The 21,190-nt window shown below is 47.2% G+C and carries 18 protein-coding genes and 1 tRNA gene; 13 read left to right on the forward strand and 6 right to left on the reverse strand.

All coding sequences use genetic code 11. The features are described from left to right. The first annotated feature begins 176 nt into the window (after positions 1-176). Positions 177-1,226 carry a tyrosine-type recombinase/integrase gene (locus MO867_RS15200; protein ID WP_252470641.1) on the forward strand — a complete coding sequence of 350 codons (1,050 nt, stop codon included), beginning with the start codon at positions 177-179 and terminating at the stop codon, positions 1,224-1,226. Positions 1,227-1,419: 193 nt separating this feature from the next. Continuing rightward, positions 1,420-2,640 carry a DNA cytosine methyltransferase gene (locus MO867_RS15205; protein ID WP_252470643.1) on the forward strand — a complete coding sequence of 407 codons (1,221 nt, stop codon included), beginning with the start codon at positions 1,420-1,422 and terminating at the stop codon, positions 2,638-2,640. Between the two features lie 3 nt (positions 2,641-2,643). On the opposite strand, the gene MO867_RS15210 is transcribed toward MO867_RS15205, so the two are convergent. From MO867_RS15210 to gltX, 4 genes are all read right to left on the reverse strand, one after another. Continuing rightward, positions 2,644-3,501 (reverse strand): hypothetical protein, encoded by an 858-nt coding sequence (locus tag MO867_RS15210; RefSeq protein ID WP_252470645.1) that lies wholly within the window; start codon positions 3,499-3,501, stop codon positions 2,644-2,646. Between the two features lie 5 nt (positions 3,502-3,506). After that, positions 3,507-3,731: a helix-turn-helix transcriptional regulator gene (locus MO867_RS15215; protein WP_252470647.1), complete on the reverse strand. Its 225-nt coding sequence runs from the start codon at positions 3,729-3,731 to the stop codon at positions 3,507-3,509. A gap of 404 nt (positions 3,732-4,135) precedes the next feature. Continuing rightward, positions 4,136-4,211 (reverse strand) — tRNA-Ala (locus MO867_RS15220). 154 nt (positions 4,212-4,365) lie between these two features. Then, positions 4,366-5,841, reverse strand: coding sequence for a glutamate--tRNA ligase (gltX, locus tag MO867_RS15225; protein ID WP_252470649.1), 1,476 nt, complete (start codon positions 5,839-5,841; stop codon positions 4,366-4,368). A 280-nt stretch (positions 5,842-6,121) separates the two neighbouring features. Here gltX and MO867_RS15230 point away from each other — a divergent pair, with 280 nt between their 5' ends. The 7 genes from MO867_RS15230 (at position 6,122) to MO867_RS15260 (ending at position 15,397) form a co-directional block, all read left to right on the forward strand. After that, a complete protein-coding gene (locus MO867_RS15230; protein ID WP_252470651.1) occupies positions 6,122-6,652 on the forward strand; it encodes a hypothetical protein in 531 nt (176 codons plus the stop codon). A gap of 80 nt (positions 6,653-6,732) precedes the next feature. After that, the gene (locus MO867_RS15235) at positions 6,733-9,213 is read left to right on the forward strand and encodes a TcfC E-set like domain-containing protein (protein WP_252470653.1); all 2,481 of its coding nucleotides are present in this window, start codon (positions 6,733-6,735) and stop codon (positions 9,211-9,213) included. Continuing rightward, positions 9,197-10,144 carry a hypothetical protein gene (locus MO867_RS15240; RefSeq protein WP_252470655.1) on the forward strand — a complete coding sequence of 316 codons (948 nt, stop codon included), beginning with the start codon at positions 9,197-9,199 and terminating at the stop codon, positions 10,142-10,144. Before MO867_RS15235 ends, MO867_RS15240 begins: the two co-directional genes overlap by 17 nt. 283 nt (positions 10,145-10,427) lie before the next feature. Continuing rightward, the gene (locus MO867_RS15245; RefSeq protein WP_252470657.1) at positions 10,428-10,958 is read left to right on the forward strand and encodes a hypothetical protein; all 531 of its coding nucleotides are present in this window, start codon (positions 10,428-10,430) and stop codon (positions 10,956-10,958) included. A gap of 358 nt (positions 10,959-11,316) precedes the next feature. Continuing rightward, positions 11,317-11,856 carry a hypothetical protein gene (locus tag MO867_RS15250; protein WP_252470659.1) on the forward strand — a complete coding sequence of 180 codons (540 nt, stop codon included), beginning with the start codon at positions 11,317-11,319 and terminating at the stop codon, positions 11,854-11,856. 57 nt (positions 11,857-11,913) lie between these two features. Continuing rightward, positions 11,914-14,448 carry a TcfC E-set like domain-containing protein gene (locus tag MO867_RS15255; RefSeq protein ID WP_252470661.1) on the forward strand — a complete coding sequence of 845 codons (2,535 nt, stop codon included), beginning with the start codon at positions 11,914-11,916 and terminating at the stop codon, positions 14,446-14,448. Beyond that, a complete protein-coding gene (locus MO867_RS15260) occupies positions 14,435-15,397 on the forward strand; it encodes a hypothetical protein (RefSeq protein WP_252470663.1) in 963 nt (320 codons plus the stop codon). The genes MO867_RS15255 and MO867_RS15260 overlap by 14 nt, the downstream gene beginning before the upstream one ends. A 93-nt stretch (positions 15,398-15,490) precedes the next feature. Here the strand turns inward: MO867_RS15260 and MO867_RS15265 are convergent, their stop codons facing one another. Both MO867_RS15265 and MO867_RS15270 read right to left on the reverse strand, forming a co-directional pair. Next, positions 15,491-16,174 (reverse strand): fimbrial biogenesis chaperone, encoded by a 684-nt coding sequence (locus MO867_RS15265; RefSeq protein WP_252470665.1) that lies wholly within the window; start codon positions 16,172-16,174, stop codon positions 15,491-15,493. 103 nt (positions 16,175-16,277) lie between these two features. Further along, positions 16,278-16,604 (reverse strand): hypothetical protein, encoded by a 327-nt coding sequence (locus tag MO867_RS15270; protein ID WP_252470667.1) that lies wholly within the window; start codon positions 16,602-16,604, stop codon positions 16,278-16,280. A gap of 272 nt (positions 16,605-16,876) precedes the next feature. Here MO867_RS15270 and MO867_RS15275 point away from each other — a divergent pair, with 272 nt between their 5' ends. The 4 genes from MO867_RS15275 (at position 16,877) to MO867_RS15290 (ending at position 20,988) form a co-directional block, all read left to right on the forward strand. Beyond that, entirely contained in the window at positions 16,877-17,569 is a 693-nt protein-coding gene (locus MO867_RS15275; protein ID WP_252470669.1) for a glycerophosphodiester phosphodiesterase family protein, read from the forward strand. After that, entirely contained in the window at positions 17,553-18,761 is a 1,209-nt protein-coding gene (locus tag MO867_RS15280) for a glycerol-3-phosphate dehydrogenase/oxidase (protein WP_252470671.1), read from the forward strand. The genes MO867_RS15275 and MO867_RS15280 overlap by 17 nt, the downstream gene beginning before the upstream one ends. A gap of 728 nt (positions 18,762-19,489) precedes the next feature. Beyond that, positions 19,490-20,335, forward strand: coding sequence for a MerR family transcriptional regulator (locus MO867_RS15285; RefSeq protein WP_252470673.1), 846 nt, complete (start codon positions 19,490-19,492; stop codon positions 20,333-20,335). 155 nt (positions 20,336-20,490) lie between these two features. Beyond that, positions 20,491-20,988, forward strand: a complete 498-nt coding sequence (locus tag MO867_RS15290; RefSeq protein ID WP_252470675.1) for an SRPBCC family protein — start codon at positions 20,491-20,493, stop codon at positions 20,986-20,988. Positions 20,989-21,190 lie beyond the last annotated feature (202 nt).

Consider the following 21,190-nt stretch of genomic DNA (forward strand, 5'->3'; position numbering starts at 1 on the left):
TAGACAAGATAATTACAGTCACGATTTAAGCTGATTTATATGGGACAGCCCTGGGTGATACCCCACTACCGGATAACCTCTATCCGGACCCGCGTCATAGAGAAAACTATTGGCGCTACCGCCGCCCAGATGGCTCCAACAAGATCTTCAAAGCATCCCTGGAAGATGCTCTGCGCATGGCTGAGCAGGCCAATGCTCACCGGGATGATAGCGTAAAACGCAAACCCATGAAGGTGCCAGATAGGGCCAGCTTTGCTCATCATGCTGCGCGCTATATGGAATGGCGGGTAGAGAATGACCCCCGATTACCCGGCAAGGCCAGCTGGCGCAATCGCTGTAACGCACTAAAGCGATTTGGCGAAGACTTCGAAGCCATCTCTATACACAAAGCCAAATTAGCCGATCTGCGTAAATGGTGGGAATCCCTCACCTATCACCAGCAGCATTCACGCCGCGCCGAATTTAATAAATTCTTTAATTACCTAATGGCTGAAGGCTTGTGCAAACTGGAAAGTAACCCATTCACCACAGCCGATGATCGGCCACGCCTATTAGAAAAAGGCAAGCCCATTAAGAAGCGCCAACGCTTAACCCTGGAAGCTTACTGGACCATCTATGAAAAGGCCGGGGAATTAGGCTATGAAGCGCTACAGGTTGCCATGGGTATCAGTATGCTAACCACCATGCGCCGCGCCGATATTTGTGAATTAAACTTTGAGAAACACCTACAGGGCGATCACTTGCGCAAGACGATCAATAAATCCGAAGCGCAACGGGACAGCCTCGCCGCCAGCCATTTAAGCTTTAATTTAAAAACGCACCAACAACTTGGCAAACTTATTAGCCGCGCAAGAGAACTCAGCCTAAGAAATTACCGCTGCCCCTATATACTGAGCCATACACCTAAGCAACGGCGAACGGGAAAAATTAAAGAGCATGTTTGCCAGGTAATCCCCGACCGGTTAAGCGATATGTTTACCGAGGCCCGCAACGCTACCGGACTCTATATCGGCCTACCCAAAAACCAAACTCCACCCAGCTTCCATGAAGTACGCAGCCTGGCTTCAGACCGATTCAAGAGAATGGGGTATGACGTTAAGTCGGTACAGCAGTTGATGGCGCATACTGATGAGCGGGTTACCCAGGCTTATCAGGCAGGGCATGGTATTGATTATGAGGAGATTAGTATCTATTTGGATGAGCAGGCTATTGGTAGGGTGTTTTAAAAAGGGAGTGTTTCGATCGGAAAAGGTCACTCTTTAACATCTGTATTTATGGCCGGTTTTGAGGCACAACGGAAACCAACTCAACAACACAGCATTTTAAATACAGCTTGCACGACAAACGAATAGCCCCCTTGCAAAGAACCCTGGCGATACTTATAATCATCAAATCTGTAATTTGCCAAGAATGACCAATATGCCCTATACAGTAATCGATTTATTTTCCGGCGGAGGCGGAATGAGCTATGGCTTCCATACTCACACCAACTTTGAAATAGTTGCGGCTTTCGATGCTCAAATAGGGAAACCGAGTAGCGCCAAGGGTAGCCTACAATGCAATCAAACTTATCAAGCAAATATGGGATTTGCACCATTCGAAGTTGATCTTGCCGAAATCCCAGAAAAAGAACTTCAAAAACTAGTTAAAAGCCGACTAGGTAAAAAAGAATTAGATGTGATGATCTCATGCGCTCCTTGTACTGGGTTTTCACGCGCAAAGTCAAACAACCATTTACTTGATGATCCCAGAAACTCCCTAGTTAAACGTTCAGCTGATTTTGTTGTAACCTTTAAGCCTAAAATTTTTATTATGGAGAACGCTAGAGAATTACTTCAGGGAAATTTCACAGGGCATTTTTTATACCTAAAAAAGAAACTTGAATCCGCAGGCTATAAGTTAAAATATTCCACACACTTTCTAAGTGATTTCGGCCTACCGCAAAAAAGAGAGCGAGCATTAATTATTGCCACCAATAGAGACTTTGAACCTTATGGCCTTGAAGATCTTTGGCAAGGATACACCGCAACCAAAGAAGCTATCTCTGTAAGACGCGCCATCTCTTGGCTCCCTAAACTAGAAGCCGGTGAAAAAAATGCAGATGATGCATGCCATAGCTCTCCCAGCTTAAAAAAAGAATCTCTTCAGAGAATTATGCACATCCCTGCTGATGGAGGGTCTTGGGTCGACCTATTGAATATTCGCGAAGGAAAAAAGTATTTAATTCCATCCATGCTCAGAAGCGTAGAAAAAGGAAAGCTTGGCTCGTATCCCGATGTTTATGGCCGAATGAAGTGGGATTTACCAGCAGCAACAATTAAAAGAGAGTGCGCTCACATTGGCAATGGAAGGTACAGTCACCCAGAACAGCATAGATTATGCTCAGTACGTGAAATGGGTTTACTGCAAGGATTCCCAAAACAGTATCAATTTAAATCTAGCAGTCTAGCAAATATGTACCGCCATATTGGAGATGCAGTACCCCCTCTCATCTCCTTTCAGATCGCAAATATTTGCAACTGGATACTCACCAATAAAAAACCAAATCTAAATCAGTGTATTCTTGAAGGGTGCTCCTTAGGACCAAGGGATATAATTAAAACGAAAGAAGTTTGTGGGAATTTAAATCTGGCAATTTAAAACCTAAACCGACACTGGAACAATAAATTCTGCATGAGTTATACACTCAGAAATTTTTATTCCAGTAATTGAAATTTTCTCCACACTCCCATCAAGAGTAACACCGAAGGCTTTTACACCATTCACCATGACGGGAGCCGAAGTACCTCCATTCCCCCGCAAGGGCTTAAATTCATCGACAGTAAGAAGAAGAGCCCTTTCAATTAGCTGCTTTGGTATCTCAAGCAAACGATAGCGAAATGAAATAACATCACCATCTTTTTCAATAGGCTGACTTTTTAGGCCTATTATACGATCATAGCTATTCAAATGATGACCGACAGTAGACCTAAACTCCTCGACTAGACCAGGCAAAAGCTCCTCCTCTCGCTTAGCGAGTAGCGCAGCTTTTATGCGAGCCTTATCCTGTTCAGTGCCAGCAAGGGATGGGATCTTGCGTTCTTCGACTTCGGTTTTAAAGTTTGCAATGAACCTAGCTTCAGAAAATTTTGATATTTTAAATGTGTGATTAGTTTTTTCACCCTCAGTCTTCAAGGATATCCTTTCGCCACCCCGATTCACATCCTCCCCCTGATTGGAGGAATTTTGGTTTATTTCACAATCGTATCCACTAGCAAGCGAGGCATATTTAAAAGCAAATTCAAACGATTTTTTTTCAAATTTATGCTCCGTAATTGAGTGGTAAATACTAAATAAGTTTGCAAAATAATCACTAAATTCTGATTCAGCACATAGGTCGCTATTTGAATTAACGGTAACTTCAACACCCGCCTCAAATGAAGAAATTATACGCTGAAGTAACTGGAGCTGAGCAGGCGATAGATTTTGGATGGATTCTAGAAGCTGAGCGTTAATTTCCATATACTTTAAAATTCTTCCATATCCTCTGCCAGAAGAATAATGTCGGACACCCTGCAATCTAGAGCAGACGCTAATTTAATGACATTATCTATGGCGATATTCCTTTCCCCTCGCTCCACAGAACCAATATACGTACGGTGCAATTCACTCTTATCAGCTAGCTCTTCCTGACTAAGCTCAAGCTGAACTCTTAATTGACGAATAGCTATTCCGAGGTTCTTTTTATTCAAAACGAAGGACACGAGTTGCTTTATGAAAGAATAAGTATCAATTTGATGATGACTATAGGTCTACAGACTATAAGTATCTTTAAGTTACGAGCAATAGATAGAAGGGCTCGGCAGTGACTACACTGAGCCACCCTTGATCGCAACTTAGCCCCTGACCGATTCGAGCAGACAGACAGACAGACAGACAGACAACAGAACCTAAAGTCTATTAGGCACCTACAAGGAGGTTAACTGGTTATCGATAGGGGGAGCCTTGAAGTGAAAAGTTTCAGACGAAAAAAAAGGGCCTAAAGGCCCTTTTTTCATCCCGCATAAGTTTTTGTGCGGGTTTTTGTGCAGTTTTTGTGCACCTTGCAGAAGTTGATTTCTCATCCTCCGCAACCCCTTGAAATACAAGGGGAATTTGGTGGAGCTAAGCGGGATCGAACCGCTGACCTCAACACTGCCAGTGTTGCGCTCTCCCAGCTGAGCTATAGCCCCAGAGTGCTTAACGTTTCCGTTGAAAGCGGGGCGCATTTTAGCAAGGTTTAGGCGCCTGTCAACAGAAAAAATAACTTTTTAATCAATTAGTTAGCTGCCAACAGCGCAAGCCCCCGGAAGCGGTCATTTCCAGGGGCTTGAGGGGCGCGCTGCCTCAATTGAGTAAGGCGTACTCCTTCTCCCAGCGTTTCAGCACCTTTTTCCCGGCGCCGCCGAGTAGATCGATGGCTTGGCGCAGGCGGGCGCGGCTGAGGTCTGGTCCCAGCAATACCATGGCTTCCATTACCGAGAAAGAGGCGGTGGTGCCACTGATGGCGACAAACAGCGGGGCGTTGAAGTCTTTCAGCTTGATCTCCATCGCGGTAGCCAGGGCTTTTACCGCCTGGAAAATGCTGTCTTTTTCCCAGGCTCGCAGTGCTTCCAGACGCCACAGAGCGAATTGGAGCAGTTTCTTCTGGTCATCCAGGGGCAACTTGTTGCCACTAAAGCTCTCTTCGGTGATGGGGAGTTGGCCGGATGCGAGGAAGCTCACCAGCGGGGCGAAGTCACCAAAGGTCTCCATGCGGCCTTGGGCATGGGGCAGTACCTTGAGCAGGTTTTCGCGGTTGAGCATCCAGTCGGTGAGGCGGTCGGCGAGCTGCTCATTTTCAAGCTCGCGGATCCAGAGCCCGTTCAGCCAGGACAGCTTTTCCACATCGAATACCGGGCCACCCAGTGACACACGCTGGATATCAAATTGCTCCAGCATTTCTTCCAAGGAGAACTTCTCGCGCTCATCCGGCATGGACCACCCCATACGGCCGAGATAATTCAGCAGGGCTTCGGGCATAAAGCCGGCGCGCTGATAGTAAAGAATGGAAGTGGGGTTCTTACGCTTGGAAAGTTTGGTCTTGTCTGGGTTGCGCAGCAACGGCAGGTGACAGAGCTCCGGCATTTCCCAGCCAAAGTATTCGTACAGCAACTTATGCTTGGGCGCTGAGTTGATCCACTCTTCACCGCGCAGTACATGGGTGATCTCCATCAGGTGATCATCCACTACATTCGCCAGATGGTAAGTGGGCATGCCATCGGATTTGAGCAAAATTTGAGCGTCGACTTGCGCCCATTCAATCTCGATGGTCCCGCGCAGCATGTCGCCAACGACACAAGTGCCCTCTTCGGGTACGTTCATTCGCACCACAAAGGGCGCTCCTGCGGCGCGGCGCTTTTCTATCTCATCTTCCGGCAGGGCCAAATCGCTGGGCTTCAGTGAGGTGCGACCGGCCTCCCGCAGGCCTTCACGCAGCTGTTCCAGTTCTTCCGCTGTGCGGTAGCAGTGGAACGCATGGCCCTTCTCTACCAACTCTTCACAATAGGTTTTGTAGATATCGCCGCGCTCACTCTGGCGGTAGGGGCCGTGTGGTCCACCGACATCCGGCCCTTCCTGCCAATCCAGCCCGAGCCAACGCAGGCTATCGAGAATGGCTTTCTCCGATTCCGGGGTGCTGCGCTGCTGGTCTGTATCTTCTATACGCAACACAAACTGGCCGCCCTGGGCGCGGGCAAAGCACTGGTTAAACAGCGCGATATAGGCAGTACCAACGTGGGGGTCACCGGTTGGAGACGGTGCTATTCGGGTTCTTACGGTCATGACAAACCTGGTTGAATATTAATGAAGGACTCGTTAAACCGCCGGATTATAGCGCTGCCCGGGCTCCGGGCACAGGCGGGGATTTCTCTGCAACTAGAATATTTACGCGCCATAAATCGAATAATCTGAGCGGATGGCGTGACATGCGTCACGAAAAAAGTATTATTGCCTCCATAAACAAGGAATGGCTTGACTAACGCACTACCCCAAAATTTTGCAGGGGTTTCCGCGAGCAGCTTCTCCCCAAGAACGATAACTTAATCGCTCAGGATGGCATACCATGCAAAAAACTGTAGTTCGCTCACTCTTCGCCGCCGTTACCGCAGGCGCTCTTTTAACTGCTTCTGCCGTCTCAATGGCTGCATCAGACAGCGCAAGCAGTGATATCACCCTTTCTTTCACGCCTACCATTGAAATTACCCGGGTCGATAATCTGGGGATTGCAAACCCCACTTTGGGCACAGATGCAATTGGTAGCGAAGATTTTTGTGTGGGTGGCTTAGGCTTTTCTACCTACAGCATCACTTTCGCCAGTAACGACGGTGAGAATGATACTGAGTTTTCACTCACTGACGATGGCACCAACCATGTCCCCTACAGCGTTGGCTTTGATAACAGCCTCTCCGGCACTTTTAACACGGTCACTGCAGGGGATGCGCTACAGGACCAGAGCCGCAATGCCTCTTCCTGCGGTTCCTCCGACAATGCCAGATTCCAAGTTACTGTTGCCAATAGCGATTGGGAAAACGCAACGATTTTGAACGGTACCAGCTATAGCGATACCCTGCTGATCACTGTCGCCTCCGAATAAAAGTGATGAATGGCTGGCTTTGCCAGTCATAGCGCACTATGGCAGGACGTCATCTGGGATGGTTTGTGCTGGCTTTTTGCTTGGCACAACCCTTTCACTCGGATGCCCTCGCAGCGGCCGCAGCCACTTTCCTGCTGGAAACTTCTGCTCCTGAAGGGTTTGATGAGTTGACCGAGCCCCAGCAGCTTGTAGTGGATCTCTACTACGGCGGCCGGGAGATTGGCGTTGCGCATGTCACTGTGGGCCCACGCTTTATTCACTTTGACTCCCCGTTATCGGTACTCGCATCACTGCCCGAAACACTGGACTACGGTACAACTCTCTCCGCGCTACAACGCCCGCTGGAAAAAAATAGCCATTATGTATGCCGTTCCAACCGGCAAATCGGCTGCGGTTACCTGACGCCTTCGGATTTCGCTGTAATTTACGATGAAAACCGCTACCGGCTGGACCTTTTCTTTTCCCCAAAACTGTTACCGCAGAAGCCGGCTATTAACAACCCTTACCTGCCGGCGGCCAGTTCCCAGTTTTCGATGGTGCAAAATATTCACAGCAGCTGGAGCGGCACGGAGAGTGACTGGGGAAGTGATAGCTATGCCGCCGCTCTAACTGGAAACACGATCGTCAGCTTTGGGGAAAGTGCACTGCACTCTCAATGGTCCATAGCCACAGAACAAGATCAACAAATTAATACCCTCCACTGGAGTGAGGACTATCGTGGGCGGGCGCACTCAGCCGGACTTTTACAGCCGCAAGGCGGCTTTGGCTATTTTAGGCCCCAGGCGGCGATGTACGGTGTAGAGCTACGCAGCTCCCAGCGCAGTCGCACCGATATTAGCCACCAGCATGGTGCGCCGGTTGAAATCAATATGCCGGTACGCGGACGAGTTGAGATTTATCGGGATAACCGCTTGATTCATAGCGAGTTGCTTGAGGCTGGCAATCGCCTATTAAACACATCCTCCCTTCCTCATGGTGCCTATGACATAGAAGTCCGAACTTATGATGAGGCGGGGCGGGTATTGAGCCGGCACATCGAGTTCTTTGCCAAGGATTCTCTGCTGCCCGCTGCTGGTGAGTGGTTTTGGAGTCTTCAAGCCGGTTTACCCACTCGTAATTTTAGTACTGGAACCTTGCCGGATCATTATGATGAAGGCGTGATCACAGGTTCATTCGCCCGCCGCCTGTCCACCGCCGTCGGCCTCTTTGCTTCAGCGGCTTCGTCAAAGGAGCAGCAAATTTTTGAGCTGGGCGGCCGATGGGTGGGGGAGAATTTTGAGTTGTCTCCCAGTATTGTGACATCTGATGATGGCCGCACTGGATATAGAGTACAGGCACAGATGACCACTCCCTACGGTACGGTGAGCGCCTTAAACACTCGCCTCAAGTCTGATTCCACTACGACCAGCACCGACTTATTTCCACTGTTACCCGGCAGCTATTCTCAACGCAATTTAAGTTTTCACGGCGCATTATTCGGTGGCCAGCTGTCCTTGCGATTTAGTGAGCGGGATCAACTCAAAGACCTGTTGCCGGGTAACCTGGATACAAATGATCAACTCTATGAACCACACAGATTAAAAACCCTGGAATTTCGCCACCCCATTTTTAAAAGCGCACATTGGCTTGGCAATGCCACACTCTCTCATAGTGAGGCAGATGGCGAACAGTACACCAGCCTGGAAATCCAATTTCGCGTTCGCTCAAAGCATTGGCAGCACACGGCCAATATTTATGGTGACAGCAGTAATCAGTATAACCACGGTGAGCGATTTGCTTTCCAGAGCCGCTGGCACGATCGCGATTTATGGGCGTCGGAATTTGAGCAACAACTCTCAGTAGAAAAAGCCTCAGATGCTTACTATCTGGAAAGCCGGACTCATTTGGCTGGCCATCGTGGATATCTGAACGCCACAGTCGGGGTTCACGATAATGAACAGGGCCGTGCTGTTAATTATCTCGGCGGATTTAGTACCAACTTAATCGCAACAAGTAATTCCCTAAGCTGGGGGGGCGAACGTGCTTTCGAGAGTGCCGTTATTGTCAATATTGAAGGCAGTAAAGAACAGAACTTCGAAATAATGGTGGATGGTAGTCGCCGTGGATATGCGAAAGGCGGAAAAAAATCAGTAATCAACCTGCCAGCCTTTCGAACCTATGATCTTTCTCTACGCCCACTGGACGAAGGTTTTTTTGACTATCGGGAAAGAGCGAGAACGATTACCTTATACCCCGGCAATGTCGGTACTACAAGCTATAAAGTTCTCTCGCAAATATTGGTGCTAGGGCGCTTGACTAGCTACGGGGAGGGGCTCGGTAACACCGACATTTCCCTCGGTGACCATTCGGCCACGACAGATCGTCATGGTGTATTTCAACTAGAAGTTAGCGGAACCCATGATAAGTTGCCTTTCAGCGCGATAACTTGGGGCAGCTGTCGAATGCCTGTCGATATTGCGTCTTCCGGTAATAAGTGGTTTAACCTGGGCACTATTGAACAGTCCGAGGCAGCCTGCGATAGCGAACAAATCACAGAGGTCATCCATGCCGGCAATGAGTAACTATTTGAAGATGGGCTGCCTGGCGATTCTACCTCTTCTCTTTTTGAATATATCATTACAGGCGCAAGTTAACTGCTCAAGTAAAGATGGCCTGCGTGCTTGTGGACTAGGCGATTCCCACACCTTGGATTACGAGATAGAGCCAAAAGAAATTTTGTTCACTACGCGCAGCCTCTGGGGCAACCTGACCCTGCCCTATGATATAGAAATTTCTCCACTCACAGGATCTACCTTTTCTCTATTCTCAAACAGTGGGGAACAACTGGATATCAACCTTACATTTAGAGCTAACGATGGCGAAATACAAAGTCTAACGCCAGGAAACACGTCCAATTTTTTTACCGGAACCGGTGATGATGCGGAGACATATTTAATTATTGAGCTCGTCACGAATCAAGTCCCCTCATCCAGTAGTTACTCTGCCAGCTTTGAGATGACCCTGAATAATTATTTCTTTATTTTCAACACCGGTACAGAAACAGTGGCATTTGATATCGTATTGAATGTGGAACCGAATATCGTGATTCGCAATCTTGGTGATGTCAATCTAGGCAATAGCGGCACCTTATTTGGACAACCCATTGAGGACAGAGAAGACTTTTGTATCGGCGGCAAAGGTTTCAGCAGTTACACCGTTAATTTATCCAGTATCAATGGTAGTACCGGGGGCAATGGAAATAGCGCCTACGAATTAACCGGATCTAACGAAACCATCTCCTACGCAGTTGCCTTTTCTGACAATCTGGCAAGCAACACCGGCATTGTACCGGGAAACCTGGGTGATGTTCCTGGCAGCTTCACACGGACTACTGATGAAGACTGCCTTGTGGATAACGCCAGAGTGTATATTTCTATAGCCCCTGTTGACTGGCAAAGTGCACAAGAGCCTATTTATACCGACGTGCTAACGGTCACGGTTAGCAGCCAGTAATTAAAACTAAATCTACCCCTCACCTACGTTCTCAACCTTATAAATTAACAATAATTATCAAGCCAAAAACTCGCATCACTTAATAACCGGCCACCTGTCCTGAGATAAATTTCCCATGAAAAATACAACACAATAAAACAAAAGCACTATTTCAATCATACAGCAGACATCTACCCTGTAAGGAACCAAGAAATAAGCCTCCGCTCACCACTAGGCGGACCTAGATATCTTGGTTTCTAACCAGCCACCGCTTTAATGATTTACGGCTCACGGAAGATGCTGTATGAACAGATGTACTTTTTTTTGTTCGTCTATTGTCGCAATTATCGCTCTCACGATAGGCACAAGTAGCAATACAACCGCTTCTACCGATAATTCAAACAGTCAAATTTCGCTAAGCTTCGGCGACGTTATTGACATAGCTCAGGTTGACGATATCACCATAACCGACCCGACACCGGGACAAAATGCGGTGGGTATCGACGAGTTTTGTGTCGCCGGCACAGGTTTCAGCAATTTCAGTATCACTTTTGAAAGTGTCGACGGAGTTTTTGACCCTGCATTTATAATGACTGACGGAAACATCAACGTTCCCTACAGCGTTGGCTTTGATAACGGTCTGAATGGAAGCTTTCACCTTATTGGACCTCGGATTCCTTTCCAAGGTAACTTGATCAGTGCGCAGTACTGCGACGACAATCAGGAAAATGTACGCTTTGCAGTCACTATTCTCAGCGGTGTATGGCAATACCCTCCTGTCAGCCATGGTGGCCCCTACCATGACACTCTAATGATTACAGTGGCTTCAGAATAGGCGCAGAGATCGCTATTTCATGATGTCACATTGGTAACAAACGCTTATTGGGCTATTTGAAAAAACCAAAGGTTCACCCTGGGAAATCTCTCCACGAGTCACCTATACCTACCCACTAAGGGGAGAGGTTATCTTGCGATAAATCAGACAAAAAAAGAACTGAGTCAACTCCTGCAACAATATAAAAAAGACACAAAAACCATCACAACACTGCCTCTATACGCCGCTTCCAAGCAAGCAAGCAAAAAATTAACAGCTATCATTGCTTAGTCAGCCGGCAAACGCAGCACTCTATTTACCAATATAACTGGCACCATCTATTAAGGTGCTACTGTCTTCAAGCTAAGGATAAAGCTTAATGAAAAATAAGAGTTTTAATAGCATACTTCTCCGCGGCACCATAGCCTGCCTTACCTTTGTGGTATCACCTATAATTTTTGCTGTTACCGATGCAACTTCTGCAGACATTTCCCTGCAGTTCACCGAAGTCATTGATGTTGCGAATGTAGGCAATGTACAGATACAAGATCCTGGAACAGGCACAAATGCGACTGCTATCGAAGATTTTTGTGTCGCTGGAACTGGTTTTTCCACATTTGAGATTAGTTTCGAGAGTGATGATGGGAATAACGATACCGTATTTGAACTTACCGACGGCACAAACAATGTTGACTATGCAGTTGGCTTTGACAACAGTACCGGCGGCGCGTTTACAAACGTTACTGAAGGCACCCCAATTATCGGACAAACACTTAACGATATAGCAGCCGATTGTACAAGTGTTGCGGACAATGCCCGCTTTCAAATCACCATCTTGAATGCAGACTGGGAAAACGCGACTATCTTGAGCGGTAGTAATTATACCGACGTTCTAACCATTACAGTAACGTCCTTATAATATCTAAATACTTACTAGGTGGCTGAACTAATAATTCAGCCATCTGCAAGGCATCCTATGACAATAAAAATGATCAAAGGGGTTGCTAGCATTCTCTGCTTACTTTTAGTGGTGTCCACAGGGGGCTTTGCAGAAACAGAGTTAGCATCAGAATCCAAAAAAATTCTTGAAACTGGAGTCCCCAGTGGATTTGAGGATCTCAGTCAACCGCAATTTATTGTGGCAGACCTCTACTATGGCAGCCAGCAGATTGGTACGGCGCAAATTACCGTATACTTGCGTCATATTGAGTTCAATGATCCGATCACAGTCTTTAATTTGCTGCCAGAATCACTGGACCCGATACTACTTAAACAGCTTCTTAGCCAGCGCCAGGATAAGAATTCACACCGGCTATGCCAGAATACCTCACAAATGGACTGCGGATATCTTATTCCTGAGGACTTCGCAGTTATCTACGATGATGACCAATATCGACTTGATATTTATTTCTCGCCTAACTTGTTGCCCCAGGAAGAAGCAATTGCTGCCCCCTACCTTCCCTCCGCCAGCAGTGGTTTTTCCTTGATACAAAACCTAAGTGCGACTTGGGCGGGCGTCAGCTCCAAGGATTACAATAATAATTATAGTGCTACTTTTAATGGAAATACTATTGTTGGATTTGGGGAAAATGCGCTTCGCAGCCAATGGCATTACACGGATGTACAAGGTCATCAAATCAGCAGCCTTCACTGGACAAAGGACTTCCGCGGTAAAACTTATTCAGCCGGACTCTTTCAACCACAAGGCAATTACAGTTATTTCAATACATCACAGGCTATTTTCGGGATTGAATATCGTAACTCCTATCGCACTCGTACGGACCTATCGCATCAACAAGGGGCGCTGATTGAAGTCAATATGCCAGTACGCGGGCGTGTGGAAATCTATCGGGAAAATCGCTTAATCCACACCGAATTACTTGATGCCGGCAACAGAGTCGTCAATACCACAACCTTACCCAGTGGAGCTTATGAAATAGATATACGTACCTTCGATGAATCCGGTAGGCCACTGAAAAATTTTTCAGACTTCTTTGCCAAAGATTTCTACCTACCTGCACCTGGGGAGTGGCACTGGAGCTTGCTAGCGGGTCTTCCTACCAATATCCGTAGCTACCAAGGCCTACCAGAATACTATCGCGAAGGTATTGCCCGAGCCTACTTGGGCCGCCGGATCTCGGATAACATCGCCCTATTTAGCTCATTTTCCGCTGCTGAAAATCAACAGGTAGTAGAAATCGGTGCACGATGGGTGGGCTCTCGATTGGAGCTCTCCCCCAATTTTGTAGCTGACTCGAAAGGTCAACAGGGTTACAGATTAGATGCTTTATTTACGACGCCTTATTTTACATTAAGTGCATCAAGTACCAAACTCAGTAAAGCGGAAGCATTTTATCTCTCTGAAAACTACCCATTACTCCGCACCGGGTTCCGCCAACGTAATATAGGCTTGCAGAGCCACATTTTGGGTGGGAATATTTCATTTAGATACAGCGAGAGAGAAAGCCTATTTACAGAAAATGAACATATTTTCAACTCCCCCACTAACACATCAAATAGTAATAAACTCACCACACTATCTTATCAACGCACAATACTAAAAAGAAGAAACTGGTTCGGAAATCTAACAATATCTTACAATGATGCCGACGGAGAAAAATATTCAAGCATCCACTTTCTCTTTCGCTACCGCACTAATCATTGGCAACATTCCGCCAGCATTCGCCATGAACTTGGCAATAATCTTACCGATACACCTCATAAATTTGCCTTTAACAGCCGGTGGTTTGATCATGATTTATGGGCACCTCAAGTAGAGCAGGCAATAGGGGGGGAAGTATCGGAAAATAGCCATCACCTTGAAAGTCACACGCGTATTTCTGGCCACCAGGGATTCCTGAATACCTCCATTAGCCTGAGCGATGAAGAGAGCAATCGTACGACCAATTATTTAGGTACCTTCAGCACTAATATTATTACCACTGGAACTCGTTTCGCATGGGGTGGAGAGCGCGCTCTTGAGAGCGCGATTATTGTCGATATTGATGGGAGCGACCGCAAGGAGTTTGAGGTACTTGTGGATGGTAAACGTCATGGCTATGCCATGGGTGGAGGAAAGTCGGTCATTAATTTACCGGCATTTCAGAGTTATGATATTTCCCTGCGCCCCCTGGATAACGGTTTTTTTGAATACCGGGAAAAGAGCCAGCTTGTTACCCTATACCCGGGTAATGTCACAGAGACCAACTACAAAATTCAGCCACTTTATGTCATTGTTGGGCGAATAATTTCCTATGGCAACGGTTTGCCTGAAACTCTTATTACTATCGATGATCATCAAGTGACCACTGACCAATTTGGTGTTTTTCAATTGGAAGTTCCTATCGATATTCAAGGATACTCTAATCTAGAAGTGAAGTGGCTCGACTGTCGTATTGAGGTCCAAGTTGAGGACTCGGGCGAGAATTGGATTAATCTAGGCACACTACAACAGTCCGACGCCTATTGCCTACCTGCTTTTAAAGTGAGCAAACACAATGAGCAGCCCTAAACAGCGATATCATTTCTGGCACTGGATTACGCTAGTACTCTCCGCAGCGGTAATCCTTCTATTTCCAGCAATAGCGTTAGCCTCCTGTTACGGTGATCTCAATCTCCGCAGCTGTAATCTGCAGGGCAATCACATTATCAATTATGATCTGAGAAAAAAAAATGTGAGTTTCAGCTTACGTAGCCAGAGGGCAGGTCATGCACAACCTTTTTCAGTGATGGTCACACCTGATGCCGGTAATAATTTTCAATTATTTTCCGACAATGGAGAATCCATCGATATTTCACTCACAATTTCCTACAGGAATAGTTTTTATACGCCGCTACGGCCTGGGGAGGCCAGCAATCCATTTCCAGGCAGTCTGAATGATACAAACGCTATGCTGGCCCTGGAGGTTAGCAGTTCCAGTATAATTTCATCTAATTACTACCAGGGTAGTTTTCAGATGCAACTGGAACAGTACATGGATTCGTCACCGGTAGATTCTCAAACAGTAACGTTTACTCTTGAACTAGAAGTTGAACCCAGGATTAGTATTCATAATCTCGACAATATCTATATCAATGGCTCCAACTTTGTATCCGGCCAAGACATTACAGGATATGAAGACTTTTGTGTTGACGGGATAGGCTTTAGTAATTACCTAGTCAGCCTATCCAGCAGAAATGGAATAACTCGAACCTCCAGAGGCGTATCCATGTTCCAGTTAAGCAGCCCTATCGAGAGCCTTCCCTACGCAGCAGCTTTTACCGACGATATGAATCTGCGAGTAGGTATCAAAACCCTGACTGCAGGACAGGTTCACCGAGGCACCATCAGACACAATCAGCGGGGATTGTGCCTGACAGACAATGCCAGGCTTATGGTCACAGTCCCCGCCGGCAGCTGGGAAAATTCTAAGGGTTCCTACTATACGGATGTTCTTACCGTGACTGTAACCAGCCAGTGACTCCATTGCGGTGCTAAAGAATCAATGGGCAGTAAAAACTTGGATGAGATGGTAACGAACGCAGGCTTTAGTCAAGACCTGCTTTTGTTCAGATCAACTATCCAGTGGAAAACGGACTCTTTCGCTGGTTTGCCCACGTAACAGCACTTCCAACTCACCATTTTCTGGCATATCAGCGACCTGAATACTGGTACCCGCATAAAGGCGGCCTGACACTTCAAGTTTTTCGCACTCGCCTTCAGACAAACAATGGCGAACCTCAACCACTTCGACATTGATATTGCCGCTATTGGTTAATCGGTATACATTTCCGTCTTCAACCAAGTCAACCTTATACTCCCCGTCATCAGGCTGTACAAACACCAAAGCCTGGTACGCCACGAGAATTTTCAACGCTGTTTGTTCCGCTTTAATCTTGCCAACCACGGGCTTGAAAGTCACACGGTAGACTTTTTCCTCATCCAGATTTCGATCAAGCGCCATCAGGCGAAAGCGCTTCCTCTCTCCGGGAGCCAAAACAGCCTTGGATGGGCTCACTAAAAGCTTGAACTCATCTGGGTTTACCACCCTAACCCGCTGTTCATTCTCCATGCCGGGATTATCCACACGAAAAATTTCTGTCTGGACGTAGAGCGTCTCTTCGTCTGGATTGCTGACCACAACATCATCCCGTGCATTGGGGCCATCTTCCAGATAGAGAACAATCTTATCCACAGACATGGCCGCCAGTACCGGCTGAGCGACCAGGAGAATAAATGCAATAAGTAGATTTTTCATAAGTGACTGAATATTTTGAGAAGTTCTTATTCTAGGCTCAATGTTTTAGGTAGCAGTAAATATCGGACGGTTTCACTTATAAGTCAAATCCTCAGCAGGATGGTTATTCTGCGGTAATTATCAACTCGGAAACCCCATTAAGTTGTAGCTCCGACAAGCACCCCTGCGCATCCAAAGCCAGTACTCTCTTGGCCCGACGAGTAGATTTCCACATCAAAGTCGACACACTGATGTGCTTGGCAGGCATATTTCGCAAGCAAAGCTCACGACTACTGCCGATCTCCGCCTGCCGCCAAGCGGTGCTCGGCGGTAGAATTAACACAATGCGGGATGTCGCAGAGGCTGAACTGCCTTCACTCGCTGCCTGCCCCTCAGAGGCATAGATTCCTCCCCAAACCACTGATACCACGGCCAGCATAAAGAGTTTCACAGGCGGCCCCTACTACTTAACAGCGCGGATTTACAACATCCCTGCAGACTTCAAATGGGCGATCCACATTAATTCTAGCCGGCAAACCGTAGTTGCTTAGAAATAGTCCTCTGATCTCGTATTTCCGCCCCAGCCTCCTTGCAACAGCGGGGGCACCGTCTATTTTTCCTGTATGACCCGACTCCAGTCAGGGGCCAGACCATCTCTGGAGCAAAGGCTTGGTTATAGCCGACACCAGACGACAATAACACCCGCTTTCGGACCAGAATCACATGTTAATTGCGCACCACGGCGACAAGACTCACCAGCCGGAAAATACTATCGCGGCTTTTGAAGCAGCCCACAATCTGGGGGCTTGTGCGATTCAATGCGATGTTCGCTTCAGCATGGATGGCACCCCCTGGTGTTTTCACGACGATACACTGCATATTCCCGGCAGCAGTAAAACTCACGCTTTCCATACCCTGAAGGACTCACAACTTCATCATCAGTCAATCAACCGATTTATTGAGTTAGTCGACTGGGCCAGCTGCCATCGACATCTCGACTGGTTTATCGGCGTCTCACCCGCCAATATCGCGAGCATCGGCTTTGTCGCCGCCGTAGAAAAAATGATGGGCTTGATGCGCAGTGAAAATGACTCATTCGCGCTGCTTACCGACGACTGCAGCAGCCTGAGGGCCGCACGCAATATGGGTTGGCACAGAGTGGCCTTGGAAATAGGCTGTGTATCGCGCTGCCTGTCGGCGGATATAGTGACTCTGGCACCAGAGTATCTTTTGATTCGCGACAGCCAGGTCGAATGCGAGGAGCTACCGCCAGGCCCATGGCAGTGGGTGGTGTATGAGATCAATTCCACCGAGGACGCTGTACTCTGGCGCAAGCGCGGTGCGCATCACGTCCTTACCGGCAACCTACCACTATTGATGCGCTCCCGGGAAGCGAGTGATGTCTACGGATTTTGATGTCCTCGTGGTGGGTGCCGGCATACTCGGTGCTGGCACCGCCGAAGCTTTGGCTGAAAGTCACCATTCAGTGGTCATATTGGAGCAACAGGGTATCGCTGCGGCTACCTCTTCACGCTCCTCCAAGCTAATTCACGGCGGCCTACGCTACCTCGAGAGCGGCCAGTTTCGACTGGTCTACGAGTGCCTGCGGGAAAGAAGCTGGCTGCTGCAGAACAAGCCAGATTTGGTGCGAATGGTCCCGTTCTATATTCCCATCTATCAACACAGCAAAAGGCCTGCCTGGGTGGTACGACTGGGGCTCAGCCTTTACAGCCTGCTATCCGGGCTGAGTAATGCCGACTCCCGCTTTCGTTCAGTGCCAAAACCTCAGTGGAATTGCTTGCCGGGCTTAAAGCAGGAGGCGCTCAAAGCCGTATTTCGCTATTACGATGCACAGACAGACGATGCTGCCCTGACCCGGGATGTGGTCGCCTCGGCAATCGCTCACGGAGCACAGATTATCTGCCCCGGCAGCTTGGTAGGCGCAGAAGTGACCGATGACGATGTTCGTGTTGATTATGTCGCCAATGGCAAACTCAACACCTTGCATACACGCGCTCTAGTCAACTGCAGTGGCCCTTGGGTCGCCAATACCAATGCGCGCTGCACACCACCGGTGGCCATTCCACCTATTGATCTGGTAGCCGGAACACATATTTTACTCCCGCTGTCTCTGGGGGACAAAATTTACTATGTGGAAGCCAATGACGGCCGCGCAATTTTTGTGATGCCCTGGCAAGATAAAACCCTGGTGGGAACCACAGAGCGCCCCTACTTCGGCGATCCTCGTGATGTAACTCCCACTATGGAGGAGGAAAGCTATTTGTTACATACCGTGCAGCAATATTTCTCACAGACAAGAAGTTTGAGGGAGCTCGATATTTGCGAAAGCTATTCTGGCCTCCGGGTACTCCCGGAAATGGAAAAGAGTCCCTTCGCACGCTCCAGAGAGTCAATCATCTGCTGTGACGATGACAAAAAACCACGCCTTTTGGCAGTGGCCGGGGGCAAGTTGACCAGTTACCGCGCCACTGCACGCAAACTGACAAAGAAACTAGAACCTACTCTCCGGGCTAGGCCCCCGACTACCTCCAACAGCAACCCATCAAAAACTACAACCAGCTCATCTGAACGAGAGCGCAACCTTTAATCACATTCCACTGAGCCCGTGTCTTCCCATAAACATCATAAAAAATACCCGGACAATTGCCACGCTTTCGCTTGATTGCCTGAATCATCAAAACTAAAAGTGATAAGTCAGCGTCATTGGCTAATATATGCCGGCCTCACAGCATTTTGACCATAAATGCTTGACGACCACACGGATCAGACCATCGTCAACAGTACTGGTATCAATAATTTTATGTGGAATTACGCTGCCGACTGGATGAATCAAAAATTCCATCATCAACTCATCGTGTTTTCAATCATCTCTTTCACTCTGGCATACCTTCAATAAATCCAATCAGAAGACCCCAGCGCACCCCCGCCATTCCGACGAACACCGAGATCCGGCACGCCAGCCCAAAGCAATTCAGTGGTGAAGTCACAGCGATGGTCTATCCATTTGGGCATTGAAATAAATCATCGCACGAAAATTTGTCGCTACGATATCGAGCACACCAAAATAGAAAGGCAAAGGCAATAAAATCGATATTGCCCCAGGCCCATTAGGCCAAAGGCGATTAAGCCTGTACCTAGCTGACCACTTGGATACCATCTTTCGGCCTAAATAACCAAAAGATATAAATAAAGCGTCAAATCGTATCCGCTGGGTATGACTTAATCGCACTTTCCTAACCATTGCCGTTGACTCTCAAGCGGCTTGAGAGTCCATGCTTTAAATAACACGCAGAAGGTGAACAGAAAGGCAGATTTATGTTTAGGATCGGAGAGTTTTCAAAAATAGCCCAAACCGCTGTTTCACAACTGCGATATTACGACCAAATCGGCTTGTTTCAACCCGCTCATACCGATGAATCCACAGGCTATCGGTACTATAGTACCATTCAGTTACCGGAATTAAACCGTATTATCGCCTTGAAAGAGCTGGGTATTTCTCTCGAGCAAATCAAAATGATGGTTCTTAAGGACGTATCGGTGCAAGAAATTCAAGGCATGCTGCTGCTAAGAAAGGCTCAGATAGAGCAAACCGTTCAGGAGCAAGTTAATAGACTGAAGATCATCGAAGCACGTTTAAAAGAAGTTGAACAGCCAGAGAGCTTGAACACCGATGGAATTATCCTAAAAAGGATGCCTGAGCAACCGTTTTATTCCACACGAAAGGTCATGCAAAATCTATTTGATACTATTCACTTGGTAACGGAGATGAGAGAATATGTGCCCGCTATAGCCGAAAAAAATCAACTTGGCCCGCTTACAATTATACTTCACGGTGATGCTTTTAGTATCGAAAATGTGGATGTCGAGGTAGGTTTTCCCCTCAAAAGCGAAATCGATAGTCCCCTATTGCTGCCAGGAGGGAATGAAGTCAAAGAGCGAATCCTCCAATCTGAAGAGAGTGTTATTTCCACTATCCGGGTAGGCGCCTTTGAAAATGGCTACGAGAAATATGCCCAACTAGGCAGATGGATAGAGAAAAGCGATTTCCAAATATCAGGGCCGGCAAAAGAGATATTTATAAAACCACCCTCGCAAGGCAACCCCGAGGACTGTGTGTGTGAAATTCAATTTCCAGTAACGAGACCAACCACTCTTATCTAAAACCACAACACACCCAGCTAATAGTTAGCAAGGGAATACCTATTGGTAAAATTTTTAGATCGATGGGAATTCCTGTTTAAGTCTCAAGGGTTCTTATGTCCAAAAATTGGCACGCTGTGCTGCCATTAGACGTTTCTTAAGACAGGAGAATGGAAATGAAAATTGTTAATAAAATTAAGATTAATGCGCCCATTGATAAGGTGTGGAACATACTATCTGTGGATTTCAGCAGGGTGAGTCACTGGACCAGCGCGGTCATCACATCCACTGAAAACCCAGATTTACCCAAGGGTGACGGTCGACAGTGTGAACTGCCTGATGGGGCTATTGCCAGTGAAACATTACTCAATGTGGACAATAAACGGCTTACTTTTTCCTATGAGGTAAAACTATCCAGTATGCCATTTTTTGTTAAATCAATGATAAACACTTGGCATGTTGAAGAAAATGGCAAAGGCCAGTCGCGAGTCACTTTTGAAATCGCCGTAACCTTATTACCCGTATTCACACAAATAATGGGCCCATTAATGAAAAAGCAGTTCAATAAACTCGCTAACATGATACTGGATGAACTCAAATATTTCTCAGAAACAGGTAAAATTCACCCACGTAAAGAAGAACAAAGAAAGACCAGTCTGGCCAAAGAAGCTTAGCAAATAACTCAACATGCATGTCAAATAGGCCGGGGAGCTAGCCCGCTATAGCTCCCTCTCATCCCAGGCAACTCATATACATAAGAGTATTTTTTGCCAGGACGTTTATTAGGTTTCAAGGGTTTTTTAATGTCGCCGACAATACATCTCAATACTTCGGACAGTTTTAGGGGGCGAAATAGGTAGGAACCACGGCCAGATA

This window comes from Microbulbifer okhotskensis (assembly GCF_023895975.1).
GTDB classification, from domain to species: Bacteria; Pseudomonadota; Gammaproteobacteria; order Pseudomonadales; family Cellvibrionaceae; genus Microbulbifer; species Microbulbifer okhotskensis.

Coding starts and splice junctions, on each gene's coding strand:
- MO867_RS15200 (WP_252470641.1), top strand. CDS start 177: ATGGCTGAGCAGGCCAATGCTCACCGGGATGATAGCGTAAAACGCAAA.
- MO867_RS15205 (WP_252470643.1), top strand. CDS start 1,420: ATGCCCTATACAGTAATCGATTTATTTTCCGGCGGAGGCGGAATGAGC.
- MO867_RS15210 (WP_252470645.1), bottom strand. CDS start 3,501: ATGGAAATTAACGCTCAGCTTCTAGAATCCATCCAAAATCTATCGCCT.
- gltX (WP_252470649.1), bottom strand. CDS start 5,841: ATGACCGTAAGAACCCGAATAGCACCGTCTCCAACCGGTGACCCCCAC.
- MO867_RS15230 (WP_252470651.1), top strand. CDS start 6,122: ATGCAAAAAACTGTAGTTCGCTCACTCTTCGCCGCCGTTACCGCAGGC.
- MO867_RS15240 (WP_252470655.1), top strand. CDS start 9,197: ATGCCGGCAATGAGTAACTATTTGAAGATGGGCTGCCTGGCGATTCTA.
- MO867_RS15245 (WP_252470657.1), top strand. CDS start 10,428: ATGAACAGATGTACTTTTTTTTGTTCGTCTATTGTCGCAATTATCGCT.
- MO867_RS15250 (WP_252470659.1), top strand. CDS start 11,317: ATGAAAAATAAGAGTTTTAATAGCATACTTCTCCGCGGCACCATAGCC.
- MO867_RS15255 (WP_252470661.1), top strand. CDS start 11,914: ATGACAATAAAAATGATCAAAGGGGTTGCTAGCATTCTCTGCTTACTT.
- MO867_RS15260 (WP_252470663.1), top strand. CDS start 14,435: ATGAGCAGCCCTAAACAGCGATATCATTTCTGGCACTGGATTACGCTA.
- MO867_RS15265 (WP_252470665.1), bottom strand. CDS start 16,174: ATGAAAAATCTACTTATTGCATTTATTCTCCTGGTCGCTCAGCCGGTA.
- MO867_RS15275 (WP_252470669.1), top strand. CDS start 16,877: ATGTTAATTGCGCACCACGGCGACAAGACTCACCAGCCGGAAAATACT.
- MO867_RS15280 (WP_252470671.1), top strand. CDS start 17,553: ATGTCTACGGATTTTGATGTCCTCGTGGTGGGTGCCGGCATACTCGGT.
- MO867_RS15285 (WP_252470673.1), top strand. CDS start 19,490: ATGTTTAGGATCGGAGAGTTTTCAAAAATAGCCCAAACCGCTGTTTCA.
- MO867_RS15290 (WP_252470675.1), top strand. CDS start 20,491: ATGAAAATTGTTAATAAAATTAAGATTAATGCGCCCATTGATAAGGTG.